The following is a 15,684-nucleotide window of genomic DNA, read 5'->3' as shown; positions in this document are numbered from 1 at the left end:
AGCGCGTCGAGGCGGTCCTGCTGATCGTCGACGAGCCGATCTCGCTCGTCGCCCTCGCCGCCGCCGTGCACGCGCCGGTGCCAGCCGTGCGCCAGACGCTCGAGTCGCTGGTCGATGACTACGACGGCCGCGGGAGCGGCCCGCGCCGTGGGTTCGAGCTGCGCGAGGTGGGCGGCGGCTGGCGGCTGTACGTCCGCGAGGACCACGACGACCTGATCGCCGAGTTCGTCGGCGGTCAGGCGCCCGCACGGCTCTCGCAGGCCGCCCTCGAGACGCTGGCGGTCATCGCGTACAAGCAGCCGGTCACCCGCGGCCAGGTCGCCTCGATCCGCGCCGTGAACGTGGACTCCGTGGTCCGCACGCTGCTGGCCCGCGGCCTCATCACCGAGCTGTTCGCCGACTCGGAGACAGGCGCGATCAACTACGGCACGACAGATCAGCTGCTCGAGCACCTAGGCATCAACTCGATCGACGAGCTGCCTCCGATCTCGCCGCTGCTCGATGACGGCGCAGACGGCTTCGACGAGGGAGCGATCCGATGACCGACGACCAGCCCGAGGGCGTGCGCCTGCAGAAGGCGCTGGCGAACGCCGGCGTCGCCTCGCGCCGGGTGATCGAGCAGTACATCGTCGAGGGCCGCATCCGCGTGAACGGCCAGACCGTGACTGAGCTGGGCACCCGCATCGACCTCGAGAACGACCTCGTCGACGTCGACGGCACGGCCGTGCAGCTCGACGTGTCGAAGCGATACGTGATGCTGAACAAGCCGACCGGCGTGGTCAGCACCATGAAGGACGAGAACGGCCGGCCGGATCTGCGCCGCTTCACGAAGGACTGGCCGGAGCGGCTGTACAACGTCGGCAGGCTCGACGCCGAGACCAGCGGGCTGCTCATCCTGACTAACGACGGCGAGCTGGCGCATGTGCTCGCGCATCCTTCTTTCGGTGTGACCAAGGTCTACATCGCGAAGGTGAGCGGCACCGTCACAGCGCAGACGATCGGCAAGCTCACCCGCGGGATCGAGCTGGAGGACGGGCCGATCAAGGCCGACAAGGCACGGCTGCTGGACGCCTCGCGCGGGTCGAGCCTGGTGGAGCTCACCCTTCACTCGGGCCGGAACCGGATCGTGCGCCGCATGATGGCCGCGGTGGGGCATCCGGTCACCGAGCTGGTGCGCCGGCAGTTCGGTCCGCTCCACCTGGGAACCCTCCCGGCTGGGAGGGCACGCGAGCTGACTAAAATCGAACGTGGTGCGCTGTTGACTCTCGCGCGCCAGGATTCCCCTGCGAACGCGGGCAAGGACGACAAGCAGGAGACCGAGTGAGCGCTTCCCTCTCGTCGCGCACGGATGCCGTGCCGGCATCAGGCGTCGCGTCGCGCGTCTCGGGAACCGTGCGCGTCGTCGGCGCCGGTCTGCTCGGAGCGAGCATCGGCCATGCGCTGCGCGCCAAGGGCGTGGACGTCGTACTGGCGGATGCTTCGCCCTCGCAGCTGCGGCTGGCCATCGACTACGGAGCCGGCCGGGCAGCGCACGGCGACGACCGCCCGTCGCTCATCGTGGTCGCCGTGCCCCCGGACGTGACGGCTGATGTCATCCAGGCCGAGCTCGCCGCCCACCCGGACGCCGTCGTCACCGACGTCGCCAGCGTCAAGCTGGAGCCCTTCCGTGAGCTCACGCGCCGCGGTGTGGACCTGACCCGCTACATCGGATCGCATCCGCTGGCGGGACGTGAACGCGGCGGTGCCATCTCTGCCCGCGCCGACCTGTTCGTCGGGCGACCCTGGGTGGTGTGCCGCGACGAGCAGACCCGCGCCTCCGACCTCGCACTCGTCGAGGCCCTCGCGCTCGACCTCGGGGCGATGCCGCTCGAGATGACACCCGAGGAGCACGACCGCTCGGTCGCGCTCACCTCGCACGTGCCGCAGGTGGTCGCGAGCCTGCTCGCCGCCCGATTCGCGGGCGCCGACGAAGGCGCGCTGCGGCTGGCAGGACAGGGCGTGCGTGACACCACGCGCATCGCGGCCTCGGCTCCCGAGCTGTGGGTGCAGATCCTCGGCGCGAACGCGGTGCCGGTCGTCGAGGTGCTCGATGCGCTCGCCGACGATCTGCGCGAGGTCGCGGAGGCGCTGCGCGATCCGGACGCCCCCGGTGCTCGCCGGGCCGTGGCGGATGCGATCCGTCAGGGCAACGAAGGAGTCGAGCGCCTGCCGGGCAAGCACGGTCAGAACCGCCGCTTCGAGCAGCTGGTCGTCATGGTCGACGACACCCCGGGTCAGCTGGGTCGCCTGTTCGGCGAACTGGGTGAGCTGGGCGTGAACGTGGAGGATCTGCGACTGGAGCACTCGCCGGGCGCGCAGTTCGGTCTGGCCGAGATCAGCGTGACGCCGGCCGCGCTGCGCGGGGCGATCGAGGGACTCGAGGAACGCGGCTGGCGGATTGCGGGGAACACGAATGACTGACATCGCTTCCGGCTCGGCGCGGCAGGCCACCAAGTTCATCGCGATTGACGGACCCGCGGGTTCGGGCAAGTCGAGCGTCTCCAAAGAGATCGCGCGCAGATTCGGGTACGGCTACCTCGACACGGGCGCCGCCTACCGGGCGCTCGCCTGGCACGTGCTGGCGAGCGGCGCGGACACGTCGGATGCCGAGGCGGTGCGCGCCGCCGCATCCGGCTTCCCGCTGCGTCAGGGTCTCGACCCCGACGACAGGCGCGTGCTGGTGGGCGACGTCGAGGTGACCGACGCCATCCGGGAACCGCGGGTGTCGGCGGCGGTGAGCGGCGTGGCACGCGTGCCGGAGGTGCGCGTGCAGGTGAACGAGATGTTCCGTCGCATCGTCGATGAGGCCGAGTACCCGGCCGTCGTCGTCGAGGGCCGTGACATCACCACGGTGGTCGCACCGGATGCGCCCGTGCGCATTCTGCTGACCGCCGCACCGGAGGTGCGCGCCGCGCGCCGTGCCGGTGAACTGGCGGGCGAGAACGCCGCCGCCGTCGCCGAGGCGCTGCACAAGCGCGACGCCTCCGACAGCAGCGTGGTCGACTTCCTCAATGCCGCCCCGGGCGTCGACGTGGTCGACTCCACCGAATTGGATTTCGCGCAGACCGTCGATGCCGTGCTCACGGTGATCGAACGGCGGCGCAGCGCTGCAGACGGCAGCGCGGAAAGAGGAGCTTCCCATGGCTGAGGACGAATACGAAGGCGCCGCCGACCAGCTGGCCGAGAAGATGGCCGAGCTGGACGAGGAACTGGCCGAACAGCGCGCGAAGACGCTGCGGGAGTCACTCGCAGACTACGAGCTGGACGAAGAGGACGCGGATCTGCTCGAGGGCCTGGCCCTCGGCGAGGACGGCATCGAGTACCTGCCGGCGCTGCCGGTGGTCGCGATCGTCGGTCGCCCGAACGTCGGCAAGTCGGCGCTGGTGAACCGCATCCTCGGTCGCCGCGAGGCGGTCGTGGAAGACACCCCCGGCGTGACCCGAGACCGTGTGACCTACAAGGCCGAATGGATGGACCGTCGGTTCTCGCTGGTCGACACCGGCGGCTGGGAGCCGGACGCGAAGGGCATCGACCGGTCGGTCGCCGCGCAGGCCGAGGTCGCGATCGACCTGTCGGACGTCGTGCTGTTCGTCGTCGACGCGAAGGTCGGCGCCACCTCGACCGACGAGCACGTCGTGAAGCTTCTGCGCAAGAGCGGCAAGCCGGTGTTCCTCGTCGCCAACAAGATCGATGACGCGCGGCAGGAGCCCGAGGCGGCTGCGCTGTGGAACCTGGGGCTCGGCGAGCCGCATCCGGTCTCGGCCATCCACGGCCGCGGTGTCGCCGACCTTCTCGATGCAGTAATGGCGAAGCTGCCCGACATCTCTGCCGTCGCGAAGGCCGAGATCGGCGGTCCGCGACGAGTCGCGATCCTCGGGCGTCCCAACGTGGGCAAGTCCTCGCTGCTGAACAAGGCGGCGGGCGAGGAGCGCGTGGTCGTGAACGACCTCGCCGGTACCACGCGCGACCCGGTGGACGAGATCGTCGTACTCGGCGGCAAGATGTGGCGGCTGGTCGACACCGCCGGCATCCGTCGCCGGGTGCACCTGCAGCAGGGGGCCGACTTCTACGCGTCGCTGCGTACCTCGGCGGCTCTCGAGAAGGCCGAGGTCGCGGTCGTCGTGCTCGACGTCAGCCAGCCGATCAGCGTGCAGGACCTGAACATCATCGACATGGTGCTCGAGTCGGGCCGTGCGCTGGTGCTCGCGTTCAACAAGTGGGACCGCCTGTTCGACGATGACATGGAGAACATCGACCGGCGACGGTACCTGGAGCGCGAGATCGAGCAGGACCTCGCGCACGTCGCGTGGGCTCCGCGCGTGAACATCTCAGCGAAGACGGGCCGTCACCTCGACAAGCTGGTGCCGGCACTGGAGCTCGCGCTGGAGAACTGGGATCGCCGCATCCCGACCGGCAAGTTCAACGCGTTCCTCACGGAACTCGTCGCCGCCCACCCGCATCCGCTGCGCGGCGGCAAGCAGCCGCGCGTGCTGTTCGGCACGCAGGCCTCGACGCGGCCCCCGACGTTCGTGCTGTTCACGACCGGCTTCCTCGACCCGGGCTACCGCCGGTTCATCCAGCGAAGGCTGCGCGAACTCTACGAGTTCGACGGCACTCCGATCGTGATCAACATGCGGGTCAGGGAGCGTCGACAGCGCTAGCCCGGTGCGTCGTCCGGCGGGATAATGGGGGCGGATGCCGCAACACCGCGGCATCCGCAGCGCACAGCCCACAAGGCCCGCCCAAGGAGACCGCGATGACGCACACCCTGCCCCTGCCCGATTTCAGCCACGAGCGCGTGGAGGTGATCACCGGGCGCAGGAGCGGACTCTTCATCGCCGTGGCGCTGCACTCGTCCGTGCTCGGATCCGCGCTCGGCGGCGCACGGCTGTGGACCTACCCGCACTGGAGCGACGCGCTCGGCGACGCACTGCGCCTGTCGGCGGCGATGACGCTGAAGAACGCGGCGGCCGGACTGGACGCCGGCGGCGGCAAGTCGGTCATCCGCCTCGCCCCGGGGGAGACGCTCGACGCGGATCGCCGGCGGGCCGCTTTCCTCGACCTCGGCGACGCGGTGGAGCTGATGGACGGTCTCTACCGCACGGCTGAGGACGTGGGATCGACGACCGATGACATGCTGATCGTCAGCGAGCGCACCCAGCACGTGGTGGGACTGCCTTCGGCAGTCGGCGGCTCGGGCGAGCCGGCCGGTCCGACCAGCCTCGGCGTGTACGCGTCGCTGCAGGCGGTGCTCGAGAAGGTCACCGGCTCAGCTGACACCGCGGGCCGCAGCATCACGATCTCGGGTCTGGGCCAGGTCGGCGGGCGCCTCGCGTCGCGGCTGGCCGAGCAGGGCGCACGGCTGACCGTCACCGACATCAACCCCGCCCGGCGTGCGTTCGCCGAGGAGATCGGGGCGACGTGGGTCGAGCCGGGAGGGGAGCACCTCGTCGCCGGCGACGTCTTCGTCCCCGCGGGAATCGGAGGAGTGCTCACCGACGAGGTGATCGACGCGCTCGACGTGAAGGCCGTCTGCGGTCCGGCGAACAACCCACTGGCCGATCACTCCGGGGCGGATCGGCTGGCGAGCCGCGGCATCCTCTATGCGCCCGACTTCGTGGTGAACGCCGGTGGTGTGATCTACCTCGACCTCGAGGCCAAGCAGATCGGCACGAGCGAGCAGATCATGGCGCGGGTGGCCGGGATCGGAGACACCGTGCGCCGCATCCTCGACGACGCGGAGGCGCGGGGCGTCACGCCGCTGCAGGCCGCAGAGGAGCTGGCGGCTGCCCGCCTGCAGGCCGGCGCGGAGCTCAGCGTCCGCTGACACCAGCGCGGCGGAATGCGACGTGTGCCGGGGCGGCGCGGCTGTGAAAGGCTGGACGGGTGACGATCATCCCTCCCGAGCCTGGTGAGCCGCGCCGCCCGCAGGGCCCACGCGACAGCGGCGACGCCTGGGTCGTAGCGCCGACGGGAGAGAAGTACTGGGGTCGCTACGGCGCCGCGGGTCTGCTCGCGGTCGACGCGCACCGAGGCGTGTTGCTGCAGCACCGGGTGGGGTGGAGTCATTTCGGCGGCACCTGGGGGCTGCCCGGCGGTGCACTGCATGAGGGCGAGTCGGCGTTGGACGGCGCGGTGCGCGAATCGCAGGAGGAGGCGGGCATTCCGGAGGGCGCCGTGCGGGCGCGGTTCTCGAGTGTGCTCGATCTCGGCATCTGGTCGTACACGACCGTCGTCGCCGACGTCGTGCGGTCCTTCGAACCGGTGATCAGCGACCCGGAGAGTCTGGCGCTGGAGTGGGTGCCGGTGGGCGAGGTCGACCACCTGCCGCTGCACCCCGGCTTCGCCGCCGCCTGGCCCATGCTGCGCGGACTGCTGCAGGTGAGACCAGCGATCATCGTCGACGCTGCGAACGTGGTGGGCTCGGTGCCAGACGGCTGGTGGAAGGATCGGGCGGGTGCGGCCGAACGGCTGCGGGAACGGCTGCAGACGTGGGCATACGCAGGAGTGGGTGCATCGGCGCTGCAGTTGGATGCCGACCGCTGGTACCCGCAGGTCTCGATGGTCGTCGAAGGAGAAGCGCGGACGGTGGCGGATTCCGCGCGCGAGGATGATCGGTCGGATGCCGCGACGGCGGACAGCGGATTGGACGCTCCCGCGCGACGCGGCGCGATCGATCTCGTGCGGGCGGCAGGGAACGGCGACGACGCGATCGTGGCGGAGGCCGAGCGCCTGATCGCGACCGGACGTGCAGTGACGGTCGTCACCAGCGATCGCGGGCTGCGTGAGCGCGTGCAGCACGCCGGTGGGAACGCCGAGTCGGCCGGCTGGCTGCTCGGGCAGCTCGACTAGTCCCGAGTGGCAGGGGCCGACTCGCCTGACCTGTCTTGCCTGGCCTGTCTTGCCTGGCCTGTCTCGCCTGGCCTGATTGAACTGGTCTGACCGGTCTCGCGTGGCCAGACTGAGCCGGTCCGGCCCGACGCGCCCGACTCGACTGACAGGGTGCAGCGGGCGCGCCGCATCGTCGGTCAGAAAGGTGCGGCGGCCGCGGTCTCGGCCGGTCTCCCCACGGCCCAGTCCAGTTCGGCCGGTCTCCCCGCGGCCCGGTCCAGTTCGTCCGGGCTCATCATCGGCGGTCCGCCTTCGGGAGGCGGATCCGAGAGGATGAACATGACCCGTCGTCGAGGGGGATCGGCGTAGGTGCGTCCGGTGGGGCTGGTCCATGCGACTGACCAGTCGGGGAGTTGCCTGGCGGTCCAGCGGTGGTCATCGGGGATATCGGGGTGCTTGAGCACGTGGTGGGCAGTGCAGAAGTGGCTCAGATTGCACAGCGACGTGCGGCCGCCTTTGGCGTAGTCGTGGTTGTGGTCGAGCTCGCATCGGGCGATGGGTTGCCTGCATCCGGGGAAGCGACACAGCTGATCTCGTGCGCGCAGGAAGCGGCGCATGGGCTCCGTGGGGGTGTACGTGTCGGTTTCGGTGACCATGCCCTGAGGGTCGAGGAACAGGCGGGTCCAACCTGTGTTGCGCCCGGCCATCGTGCGGGCGACGTCGGGGTGCAGCGGACCGGTGCCATCGAGCTCGGCCGGTCGGTCGTCGGCGCCGACGAGGGTGCTGGCGGCGACGGTGACCTGCACGGTCGCCGTGATGCCCTGCAGCGCCGTGCCATGCGCCTCGGTCGGGTCGGTGGCCAACAGCAGGTCGGTGAACAGGTCGGCGCGAATCTGGTCCATCGTGCGCGCATCAGCGGGGACGTGGATGATGGCGGGGCTGTCGTCGTGGAACAGCGGATCGGCCGCGAGGGTGCGCTCGATAGCGTCCCACCGGGACTGCTCGTCGAGGTTCAGGCCTGGGTCGTCATCGTCGCCGCCCACGTCCCGCGCGCCGTCACTGCGCAGTGCGTCACCTTCTGTCGACCGCGGATCGCCGAGCAGTGAGTCGTCATGGATGCGGACCCCGCGCTGATCGCGCGGTTCGGGTTCCAGCGACGGGAGCACCGGTGTACGGTCAGCGGTGCGCAGCCGGCGGGCCATCCGGGTGAGCCGGTCATGCACGGCCAGAGCGAGGTGCTCGGGCAGCACCGCCTGCAGCAGTGCGAGCCCGTCACCGACCGAGCGGACCGTGACGGCTCGTTCGGTGACCGCGCGTTCGTGACGCTGCACGACGGTCACGCCGGCGAGAGCCGCCGCCACCTGGCGGGCGTGCGCCTTCGCGCGGGCGGGGGTGTCGTGCTCAGCGACCTCGAGCACTGCCGCTTCGTACAGCGCCATGGTCACCGGCTCCACGTCGCCGTCGCGGATCGCCTCCCGTACCACATCCGCTTCCCGCACGATCTCCCGCACATGCGCGGCAGTGATCCTCCCCGCCGTATGAGAGTCCAGCACGGTCGGCATGTCGTCGTGCACGATGCGCGCATCGGTGAAGGCGTACTCCATCGAGCCTCTTGAGATGCGGCCGGCGGCCGCATACTCACACACCGTGGAGCGCAGGATCGCCTCGCGATGCAGCGGAGCATCCTCGATGTCGTCCTCCATCAGCATCCAGCGCTCAGCGAGCAGATCGGCGGCCTCCGCTTGCAGCGTGGCGATCTCACGCTGCTTCGCCACCCACGCATCCAGCAGCGCTTCGCGTCGTGCGAAGAGATCGGGAGCACCGGTGGCCATGACTCAACTATAGAACAAATATTCGAATAATGGAAGCATTCGCGCGCGGTCGGCCGACGTTGTCACGCGTCGTCGCGTGACGGGTGTTCGGCATAGTCTGATGAGGTGACCGAGCTCGATGACGCAGAGGGATGCGGCCCCGGATGCTCATGCGCGCCACCGGAGCGCCGTCAGTTCCTCACGATCGGATCTTCGCGACCGACGGATGCGGCACCGGCGCCCGCTTCGGAGACCCGTGGGCGCCACACGGTCGAGCAGGTGAGGATCCCTGCGGGCACATTCGTGATGGGCGACTCCTCCGGCGACCGCAATCCGATGGACGGTGAACTGCCGCAGCATCCGGTAGCACTCGACGAGTTCGAGATCGATGCGACGGCTGTCACCAACGATGCGTTCGCGCGATTCGTGGCCGACACGGGCTACCGGACCGAGGCGGAGACGTTCGGATTCTCCGCCGTGTTCCACCTGGCGGTGAACGCCCCCGACGACGACGTCATGGGATCGGCATCCGGCACGCCGTGGTGGGTCGGCGTGCGGGGGGCCGACTGGGCGCACCCGGGCGGACGCGAGTCGACGGTCGACGGGATCGGTGACCACCCGGCCGTGCACATCAGCTGGAACGATGCCCTCGCGTACTGCGAGTGGGCCGGGCGGCGTCTGCCCACCGAAGCGGAGTGGGAGTACGCCGCGCGCGGAGGGCTGGATCGCAAGAAGTACCCGTGGGGCGACGATGAGGTGGATGCCGGCGGCTGGCGCGCCAACATCTGGCAGGGCGAGTTCCCCGTGCGCAACACCCTCGAGGACGGCTTTCTCACGACGGCGCCGGTACGCTCGTTCGAGCCGAACGGGTACGGACTGTGGCAGCCGGTCGGCAACGTGTGGGAGTGGTGCGCCGACTGGTTCGATCCGCGCTTCTACGGCGTGTCCCCCGAGGAGAACCCGCTCGGGCCGTCTCGCGGCGGCGCGCGCGTGCTGCGCGGAGGCAGCTACCTGTGCCACATCTCCTACTGCAACCGGTACCGCAACTCGGCCCGCTCGCAGAACACCCCCGACTCGTCGATGGGGAACGCCGGATTCCGCACGGTCGCGGCGGTGACTTCGTGAAGCGCGAGCGGTTCCCGGCGTCCGTCTTCGGGGTGGGCGAAGAGCCCGACGCCCGGTTCTCGCTCGCGAACGAGCGCACCTTCCTGGCCTGGAACCGCACGGCGCTCGCGCTCATCGCCGGAGGGGTCGCGCTCGAGGCGCTGGGCCTCGACCTGCATCCCGTGCCGAGATTGATCTCTTCGCTCGTGCTCATCGTGACCGGGCTGCTGCTGCCTGTGATCGCCTGGTTCGAATGGGCGCGCACGGAGCGTGCGCTGCGCCTGAGCGCGCCGCTGCCGGGATCGCGCACGGGCATCGCCCTTTCGGTGGTGATCGTCGTGGTCGGCGTCCTCATCGTTCTCGGTGTGCTGCTGCGATGACGGGCAGCCGGCTCTTCGATCCGGGTCTTCAGCCCGAGCGCACCGAGCTCGCCTGGCGACGAACGGCGCTCGCGATCGGAGTCGGATCCCTGCTGGCGCTACGTCTCTTCCCTCCGCTTGCGCAGGGCGGGGTCGAGCTCGTGGCATCCCTGGCACCGGGAATACTGGGGCTGCTCTTCGCGGCGTGGCTCGTCGTGCGCGCCCGGGTGCGTTATCGCAGATGGAATCAGGCTCTCGTGGCCGACCCGCGGAGGGCGTCGCCCGGGGCTGCGCTCCTTCTCGCCGTCACGGTCTTCGTGATGGTTAGCGCGGTCGCCGGCGCAGTGATCGTGGGCGTCGTGACCGCGCGCTGAATCGTCGGATGCGGTGATCAGCCGAGCTGGTCGTCGCGTCCGCGCAGGCGGTCGATCTCACGGCGCTCCCGCTTGGTGGGCCGCCCGGCACCGCGGTCGCGTACCGCGACCATCGCGACGGGGTCGCGCGGGGGAGTGCGATCGTCGTACGCGGTGACGGCGACGGGTGCCCCGACGCGCTTCGACAGCGTCTGGCGCACCACGAGGATGCGGTCGAAACCCGAGATCCGCACCCGCACCTCGTCGCCCGGCTTGACGGTCTGAGCGGCCTTCGTGCGATCGCTGTTCACTCGCACATGCCCGGCGCGGCATGCGGTGGTCGCTGCGGATCGTGTCTTGTAGATGCGTACCGCCCACAGCCAGCTGTCGACGCGCACAGGCTTGATCGAGTCGGTCATCGCGCGCCTTCCTTGGCGAGGGTGCGCAGTACGCCCGCGATGATCAGACCCTGCCCGATCGTGTAGGTGAGCATGACGGCGGGGCTCGTCCAATCGGGCATCGCATCGGGCAGGAACAGCCGGAACGCGAGAATCGTATCGCTCGCGAGGAAGAAGGCACCGCCGATGGCGACGAGCGGATGACATCTCGCCGACGTCGCTGCGGTTCCGGCGAGCACGATGCCGTAGGCGGCGACGGCGAAGAAGAGCGCTCCGGTGTGCGGGCCGAGGATGGTGAGCATCCCCACCCACCACACGGCGTAGACGAGCGTCCACCACGGAAGCGGGCGGATGCGCGCATGACGCAGGAACAGCACGATGTAGCCGATGTGCGCGATGCCGAAGAAGAGCAGCATCAGCGGAAGCTCGGGTGCGCCGGGGAAGAACGTGCCGGCTCCGTCCCCGAGCCAGGAGAAGACCAGAGCGCCGAGCAGAAGGGGGAGCGCCGAACGTGGACGCAGCCGGGGCGCTGCGAGCAGCACCGGCACCGCCAGCAGAGGCATCAGCGTCAGTTTCGTGGGAGCCGCGAGCGGGCTGTCCGTTGGGAGGCAGACGACGTGGATGGCCGACACCAGGATGTACGGAATCCAGACGATCATGTCGAGAGGGCGGATGCGGCGGCGCATCCCCTCATCGTATTCATCCCGGGCAAAGCCGATGTCGCCGCTCGGGTGGCGGAGTACGCGTCAGTCGAGTTCACGCACCACGAGCACGCGCCCTCTGGTTAGCGTGCCCACCTGGCGGAACCCCTGAGCGCGGAACGTGGACAGTGTGCCGTGGAACAGATCGTTGGAGCGGTGCATGCCCTCGGAGGTGTCGACCGGGTACGCCTCGATCAGCCGGGCACCCGACTCTTGTGCGTACTCGACGGCCGCGCGCAGCAGTTCGGCGTTCAGCCCCTTGCCGCGGTGCTCGCGGCGCACGACGAAGCAGGTCACCGACCACACTCGGTCGTCGTCGAGCGGTTCTTCCGTCGCCGCGATGATCGCGCGTGTACGGAGGATGCGGGTCTGAACCGTGCGAGGCCCGATGCGGATCCATCCGGCTGCTTCGCCATCGACGTACGCGACCAGCCCCGGGGGAGACCCGGCCTGGATCTCATCGTGCAGCATCTCGCGGCGCTGCTCGACGTTCGTCGCCTCCCACTCCTTGTTGCTCACGACCGGCCAGATGCACTGGCAGCTGCGGCCGTCTCCGCCGCCGCTGAGCGAGTGCTGAACATCATCCCATCGGCTGATCGTCGCGCGTTCGGTGGTGATCGTCGCCATGCACGGCACGGTACGCCGCGCGACCGACATCAGCAAGGAAGTCGCGCCACGCCCGGCCTGCGCGGTTCGCGGTGGTCGTTCGGGTCGGCTAGGATAGGGGAGTTGCCCGCGCGGACGCGCGGTCGTCCACGGGCTGTGGCGCAGCTTGGTAGCGCACTTGACTGGGGGTCAAGGGGTCGCAGGTTCAAATCCTGTCAGCCCGACCGGAAAGTCGCGGAAACTCACGGGTTTCCGCGACTTTTTCGTTGGTGAGATTTGATCCAGTCATCACAAACCCATCACTTTGGCCCCCTCACGGCTATCTTCGGCCGTCGTGCTCTGGTAGCGAAGCGATCGTGCCGGTTGCTCCCGATTCGTGGGTGGGAGCAGGACGCACCTGTTCGGTATGGACACCGAACACAGCCCTACCGGCAACCCCTGGGGCCTAGAACCGCTGCTCGACGTCGGCGAGCTCGCCTCCTACCTGGGCGTGCCTGTTTCCACCGTCTACGACTGGCGTACCTCTCTCGGGGCTCATCCCCAGCAGCCCGGCGACGTGACGGACCGCGCTCATCATCGTCGGGTGCGACGGCCGCGTCTCCGCGAGCATCCGCAACGCCCGCTCACGCATCTCCGGCGAATACTTCCTGTTCATCGAGTTCCATCCTTGCTTGAAGAACGGAACGAAAGTCAGGCCGATTCAATCAGCCCGTTGGAGGATCCGATACGGGCACGGCCCGCAATAGGGACGTGGTGTGCAGACTCACGACTATGTCTACCCTCGCGTCAATGAGAGCAGACGAAGCGTTCGTCCAACTTTGAGATTCGTGCCGGACTGCGTCTACTTTCGCACCCACCTCCGGGAGAATGCATCTCATGACGCTGAGAGATGCGATCCGAACGATGGGTGCTACGGCACGGGTCACAGGGCAGAGCGGGCCAGGCTTGGCAGCCGAGGTAGCCGCTCGTCAGGGCGATCTTCTCTTGGCCACACCGGGGCTCCCGCACAAGAGTTCGGTTATCGCCGCCCAGGGACTGAATGGTGACCTCCTTATACGACCGATCGCGGCGATGCTAGAGCTCGCTCGTGGCACCTCTCTGAATGATGACCCTGAGATATCAGCGGTAACGCGGCGCTGGTCGGTGTTGCGGCACCTCGGCGCCTTTGCGCTCGAGCCGAAAAATGGATCGCTACGCCTCGATCACGCGGCTCTCCAGTTCATCGGGCCCAACCAGCGCCGCGTGCTCTCTGAGGAACTTGGCATCGGGTTCGGCATCGTCGCCGCCAAGGCATGGTGTCGAGCCCGAAACCCTGCGATCGGACCCATCACCGCGATAGATATCGATAGAGCACTTCACAGGGGACAGGTGCCGAACCTTCAGCGCAACGGTGGGCGTCAGCCGGACTACCTCTTGTCTTATCCCGATCCGGCGGACCCCGCCGCAATGGTCTTTGAACTGCTAGAGACCAAGGGGACGGTTAGCCCGGCCAACGCCAGAGGGCAACTTGCTCGAGCAGTCACGCAACTGGCAGGTTTGACCGCGGGCGGCAGATCGATGACCGGTGTCGCCATTTCGACGGTATCGAACACGGCTGGCATCACGGTCTTAGCCGTCGATCCGGAAGAAGCCCCGCTGACATGGGCGCCCTCTGAACAGAAGCTCGAGTACTGGCGAGGCCGCGAGGAACGAGAAAGAGAGGATGTCGCGAAGCTTGACATCGACCCCGACGAGCTCTTCGCAAGCGCCACGAATGTGGACCGAGCCGCGCAGGCCGAGTTCAGCGGACAGTACGACGCCTCGGCGAGATGGCTTCCGACCCGTGGAAGGCGAGGGTCGAGCAGACAGACCGCGGTCGCACGGCGCGAAACCGACGTGGGCACGTTCGTCGGCATCGAGGCCGTGATCGACTTGGGCGGCACAGGCCACCGTTTACGGCTCTTCCAAGGTTCCGAGATACATGTCGTTGAAGAACTCAAGGGGTTGGACGACCTTGCGGTGGTGCAAGCTCAGCAGCGGTTCGCGGGGACCAAGCTCGAGCATTTCCCACACGCCACGACGACCGCGGGTGCAGGCGGGGTGGACTCGGCCGTCGCGTACTCGTCAGATGGGTCGATTCTCGAACTACGCCTTGGCTAGCTGGTTGCCGCCACAGCAAATGCCCATCCGTATTCGGGCGGTGCCGTTAGGGGAGCGTCAGCGGTCGAAGTGGATCTCAAATCGGGCGCTGAACGCTCAGGGAGCGCCTCCATCCCGAGGTGGGCATTGGCGTCAGCGTTTCGGGTTCGTGGCTAACTGCGGATTCCGCCGGTTCCAAGTTGCCCTTCGCCTCAATGGTCAACCCTTTCAGACGCGCACCTTGCGTAGCCGATCAAACATCGATCCACCGCCGCTGGCGGCGGCGCCCATCCAGAGGCCGAGTCCACGAGCCAGCGTTGCGAGCCCGTCATTCACTAGTCGAACGAATGGCTCGGTAGCTTGGTGGGTGTAGGCCTCGATAACGTTGAGCACATCTGGCTTGGCCGGGAGCTGAGCTTCTATGTCGCCTAATCCGAGGTGGAACCAACCGTTTCTGAGACGCCTGTATGGCAAGGTCGTAACAAGTTTCACGTCCGGTTCCGCCCAAAGCGCGTCCAAGTATTCAGCGGATCGTCCACCAATCTGGTCAATCCGGGATTGCAACTGTTCGACTGATCGTGCGGCATGGTGCAGGACGACGAATCTATGCTTGAGTGCTGCAGCGGCGCACCATGGACAGCAATCGGTCGACGTCCACTTGTATGCCGCCTGCACGGTCGAGTGGATCGTAATCAGCGATAGTGCGAGCTCCACGCTCAGCTCGCCGGCGAAGGTAGTCGGAATCACCTCCGATAGCTTTCCGTCCCACCAAGTCACTGAAGTCTCGCTGTGGTTGCCATGACCGGCGAACTCCTCCAGTCGACGATCCGGGAATGCCAGCCCCGTGGCCTGTCCAACTCCCCGCATCAGCGTCAGAGCGTGAGGTCCCCACGCGGAAAAGTCGACGAGTTGGCTCGGCGGAAAGCCCAGCATGAATTGTCCGCCGACGCTCGTGAGCAGCACCTCTTCATCGTCGGTAATGACGGATAGGTCGTCCCGAAGCCGGTCAAGCACCTTAAACCTGCGCGTAGCGGGAAAGAAGGCTTCTCGATTTGCGGCGATGAGCGACTCGAAGCTGCTCATGACGGCCGTGAGGTTCCGATCGCCCTTACCGTCGAAAAACTTGCCACCGTGTCGCGCCGCTTCCGCGATGACTGGATCCCACGAGAGCTTAGGACTCGCATCTCGGAGCGACTGCTGCAGTTCGTACGTAACCATCACGGCCCACTGGGACATTGGCCAGAGTCGCGGATGGCCTTTGGCGGAAATAATGCTGCCCGCCACGTATTGCAGATCGCATGCCGCGATTGTCATTGACAGTCTTTCGTGCAGCTTCTGGCCCATAGAGGGATGCTACTTGCACA

At 68.0% G+C, this 15,684-nt stretch carries 17 protein-coding genes and 1 tRNA gene; 12 read left to right on the top strand and 6 right to left on the bottom strand.

The features are described from left to right. The 7 genes from scpB to RIN43_RS09815 all read left to right on the top strand — a co-directional run. The coding region (gene scpB, locus RIN43_RS09845; RefSeq protein WP_309128730.1) for an SMC-Scp complex subunit ScpB at positions 1-542 on the top strand (542 nt) is incomplete at its 5' end. Then, a complete protein-coding gene (locus RIN43_RS09840) occupies positions 539-1,324 on the top strand; it encodes a pseudouridine synthase (RefSeq protein WP_309128729.1) in 786 nt (261 codons plus the stop codon). The genes scpB and RIN43_RS09840, both read left to right, overlap by 4 nt. Continuing rightward, on the top strand, positions 1,321-2,460 hold the full coding sequence (locus RIN43_RS09835; protein ID WP_375163730.1) for a prephenate dehydrogenase: 1,140 nt from the start codon (positions 1,321-1,323) through the stop codon (positions 2,458-2,460). The genes RIN43_RS09840 and RIN43_RS09835 overlap by 4 nt, the downstream gene beginning before the upstream one ends. Beyond that, positions 2,453-3,187 (top strand): (d)CMP kinase, encoded by a 735-nt coding sequence (gene cmk / locus RIN43_RS09830; protein ID WP_309128728.1) that lies wholly within the window; start codon positions 2,453-2,455, stop codon positions 3,185-3,187. Before RIN43_RS09835 ends, cmk begins: the two co-directional genes overlap by 8 nt. Further along, entirely contained in the window at positions 3,180-4,700 is a 1,521-nt protein-coding gene (gene der, locus RIN43_RS09825; RefSeq protein ID WP_309128727.1) for a ribosome biogenesis GTPase Der, read from the top strand. Before cmk ends, der begins: the two co-directional genes overlap by 8 nt. A gap of 95 nt (positions 4,701-4,795) precedes the next feature. Next, on the top strand, positions 4,796-5,866 hold the full coding sequence (locus RIN43_RS09820; RefSeq protein ID WP_309128726.1) for a Glu/Leu/Phe/Val dehydrogenase dimerization domain-containing protein: 1,071 nt from the start codon (positions 4,796-4,798) through the stop codon (positions 5,864-5,866). Between the two features lie 59 nt (positions 5,867-5,925). Continuing rightward, positions 5,926-6,891, top strand: a complete 966-nt coding sequence (locus tag RIN43_RS09815) for an NUDIX domain-containing protein (protein ID WP_309128725.1) — start codon at positions 5,926-5,928, stop codon at positions 6,889-6,891. A gap of 176 nt (positions 6,892-7,067) precedes the next feature. Here the strand turns inward: RIN43_RS09815 and RIN43_RS09810 are convergent, their stop codons facing one another. Further along, on the bottom strand, positions 7,068-8,702 hold the full coding sequence (locus tag RIN43_RS09810; RefSeq protein WP_309128724.1) for a DUF222 domain-containing protein: 1,635 nt from the start codon (positions 8,700-8,702) through the stop codon (positions 7,068-7,070). A gap of 105 nt (positions 8,703-8,807) precedes the next feature. On the opposite strand from RIN43_RS09810, the gene RIN43_RS09805 reads away from it, so the two are divergent. The 3 genes from RIN43_RS09805 to RIN43_RS09795 are packed head-to-tail and all read left to right on the top strand — an operon-like array spanning position 8,808 to position 10,518. Continuing rightward, a complete protein-coding gene (locus tag RIN43_RS09805) occupies positions 8,808-9,806 on the top strand; it encodes a formylglycine-generating enzyme family protein (RefSeq protein ID WP_309128723.1) in 999 nt (332 codons plus the stop codon). Continuing rightward, entirely contained in the window at positions 9,803-10,165 is a 363-nt protein-coding gene (locus RIN43_RS09800; protein WP_309128722.1) for a DUF202 domain-containing protein, read from the top strand. Before RIN43_RS09805 ends, RIN43_RS09800 begins: the two co-directional genes overlap by 4 nt. After that, entirely contained in the window at positions 10,162-10,518 is a 357-nt protein-coding gene (locus RIN43_RS09795) for a DUF202 domain-containing protein (RefSeq protein ID WP_309128721.1), read from the top strand. The genes RIN43_RS09800 and RIN43_RS09795 overlap by 4 nt, the downstream gene beginning before the upstream one ends. A gap of 17 nt (positions 10,519-10,535) precedes the next feature. Here the strand turns inward: RIN43_RS09795 and RIN43_RS09790 are convergent, their stop codons facing one another. The 3 genes from RIN43_RS09790 to RIN43_RS09780 are packed head-to-tail and all read right to left on the bottom strand — an operon-like array spanning position 10,536 to position 12,223. Next, positions 10,536-10,916, bottom strand: coding sequence for an RNA-binding S4 domain-containing protein (locus RIN43_RS09790; RefSeq protein WP_309128720.1), 381 nt, complete (start codon positions 10,914-10,916; stop codon positions 10,536-10,538). Further along, positions 10,913-11,581, bottom strand: coding sequence for a lysoplasmalogenase (locus RIN43_RS09785; RefSeq protein ID WP_309128719.1), 669 nt, complete (start codon positions 11,579-11,581; stop codon positions 10,913-10,915). Before RIN43_RS09785 ends, RIN43_RS09790 begins: the two co-directional genes overlap by 4 nt. 60 nt (positions 11,582-11,641) lie before the next feature. Beyond that, a complete protein-coding gene (locus RIN43_RS09780) occupies positions 11,642-12,223 on the bottom strand; it encodes a GNAT family N-acetyltransferase (RefSeq protein WP_309128718.1) in 582 nt (193 codons plus the stop codon). Positions 12,224-12,352: 129 nt separating this feature from the next. Here RIN43_RS09780 and RIN43_RS09775 point away from each other — a divergent pair. Further along, a tRNA-Pro gene (locus RIN43_RS09775) sits at positions 12,353-12,426 on the top strand. 221 nt (positions 12,427-12,647) lie between these two features. Here the strand turns inward: RIN43_RS09775 and RIN43_RS09770 are convergent. After that, entirely contained in the window at positions 12,648-12,857 is a 210-nt protein-coding gene (locus RIN43_RS09770) for a hypothetical protein (RefSeq protein ID WP_309128717.1), read from the bottom strand. Positions 12,858-13,078: 221 nt separating this feature from the next. Here RIN43_RS09770 and RIN43_RS09765 point away from each other — a divergent pair, with 221 nt between their 5' ends. Further along, the gene (locus RIN43_RS09765) at positions 13,079-14,341 is read left to right on the top strand and encodes a hypothetical protein (RefSeq protein WP_309128716.1); all 1,263 of its coding nucleotides are present in this window, start codon (positions 13,079-13,081) and stop codon (positions 14,339-14,341) included. 207 nt (positions 14,342-14,548) lie between these two features. On the opposite strand, the gene RIN43_RS09760 is transcribed toward RIN43_RS09765, so the two are convergent. Further along, complete coding sequence (locus RIN43_RS09760; RefSeq protein WP_309128715.1) at positions 14,549-15,664, bottom strand: hypothetical protein; 1,116 nt, start codon at positions 15,662-15,664, stop codon at positions 14,549-14,551. Between the last annotated feature and the right edge of the window lie 20 nt (positions 15,665-15,684).

Origin of the sequence: Microbacterium sp. (genome assembly GCF_031178445.1) — a bacterium.
GTDB lineage: Bacteria > Actinomycetota > Actinomycetes > Actinomycetales > Microbacteriaceae > Microbacterium.
Note: the sequence above shows the minus strand (reverse complement) of the source record. Positions and strands in the feature narration are given on the sequence as shown.

Coding starts and splice junctions, on each gene's coding strand:
- RIN43_RS09840 (WP_309128729.1), top strand. CDS start 539: ATGACCGACGACCAGCCCGAGGGCGTGCGCCTGCAGAAGGCGCTGGCG.
- cmk (WP_309128728.1), top strand. CDS start 2,453: ATGACTGACATCGCTTCCGGCTCGGCGCGGCAGGCCACCAAGTTCATC.
- der (WP_309128727.1), top strand. CDS start 3,180: ATGGCTGAGGACGAATACGAAGGCGCCGCCGACCAGCTGGCCGAGAAG.
- RIN43_RS09820 (WP_309128726.1), top strand. CDS start 4,796: ATGACGCACACCCTGCCCCTGCCCGATTTCAGCCACGAGCGCGTGGAG.
- RIN43_RS09810 (WP_309128724.1), bottom strand. CDS start 8,702: ATGGCCACCGGTGCTCCCGATCTCTTCGCACGACGCGAAGCGCTGCTG.
- RIN43_RS09795 (WP_309128721.1), top strand. CDS start 10,162: ATGACGGGCAGCCGGCTCTTCGATCCGGGTCTTCAGCCCGAGCGCACC.
- RIN43_RS09790 (WP_309128720.1), bottom strand. CDS start 10,916: ATGACCGACTCGATCAAGCCTGTGCGCGTCGACAGCTGGCTGTGGGCG.
- RIN43_RS09785 (WP_309128719.1), bottom strand. CDS start 11,581: ATGCGCCGCCGCATCCGCCCTCTCGACATGATCGTCTGGATTCCGTAC.
- RIN43_RS09780 (WP_309128718.1), bottom strand. CDS start 12,223: ATGGCGACGATCACCACCGAACGCGCGACGATCAGCCGATGGGATGAT.
- RIN43_RS09770 (WP_309128717.1), bottom strand. CDS start 12,857: ATGAACAGGAAGTATTCGCCGGAGATGCGTGAGCGGGCGTTGCGGATG.
- RIN43_RS09765 (WP_309128716.1), top strand. CDS start 13,079: ATGACGCTGAGAGATGCGATCCGAACGATGGGTGCTACGGCACGGGTC.
- RIN43_RS09760 (WP_309128715.1), bottom strand. CDS start 15,664: ATGGGCCAGAAGCTGCACGAAAGACTGTCAATGACAATCGCGGCATGC.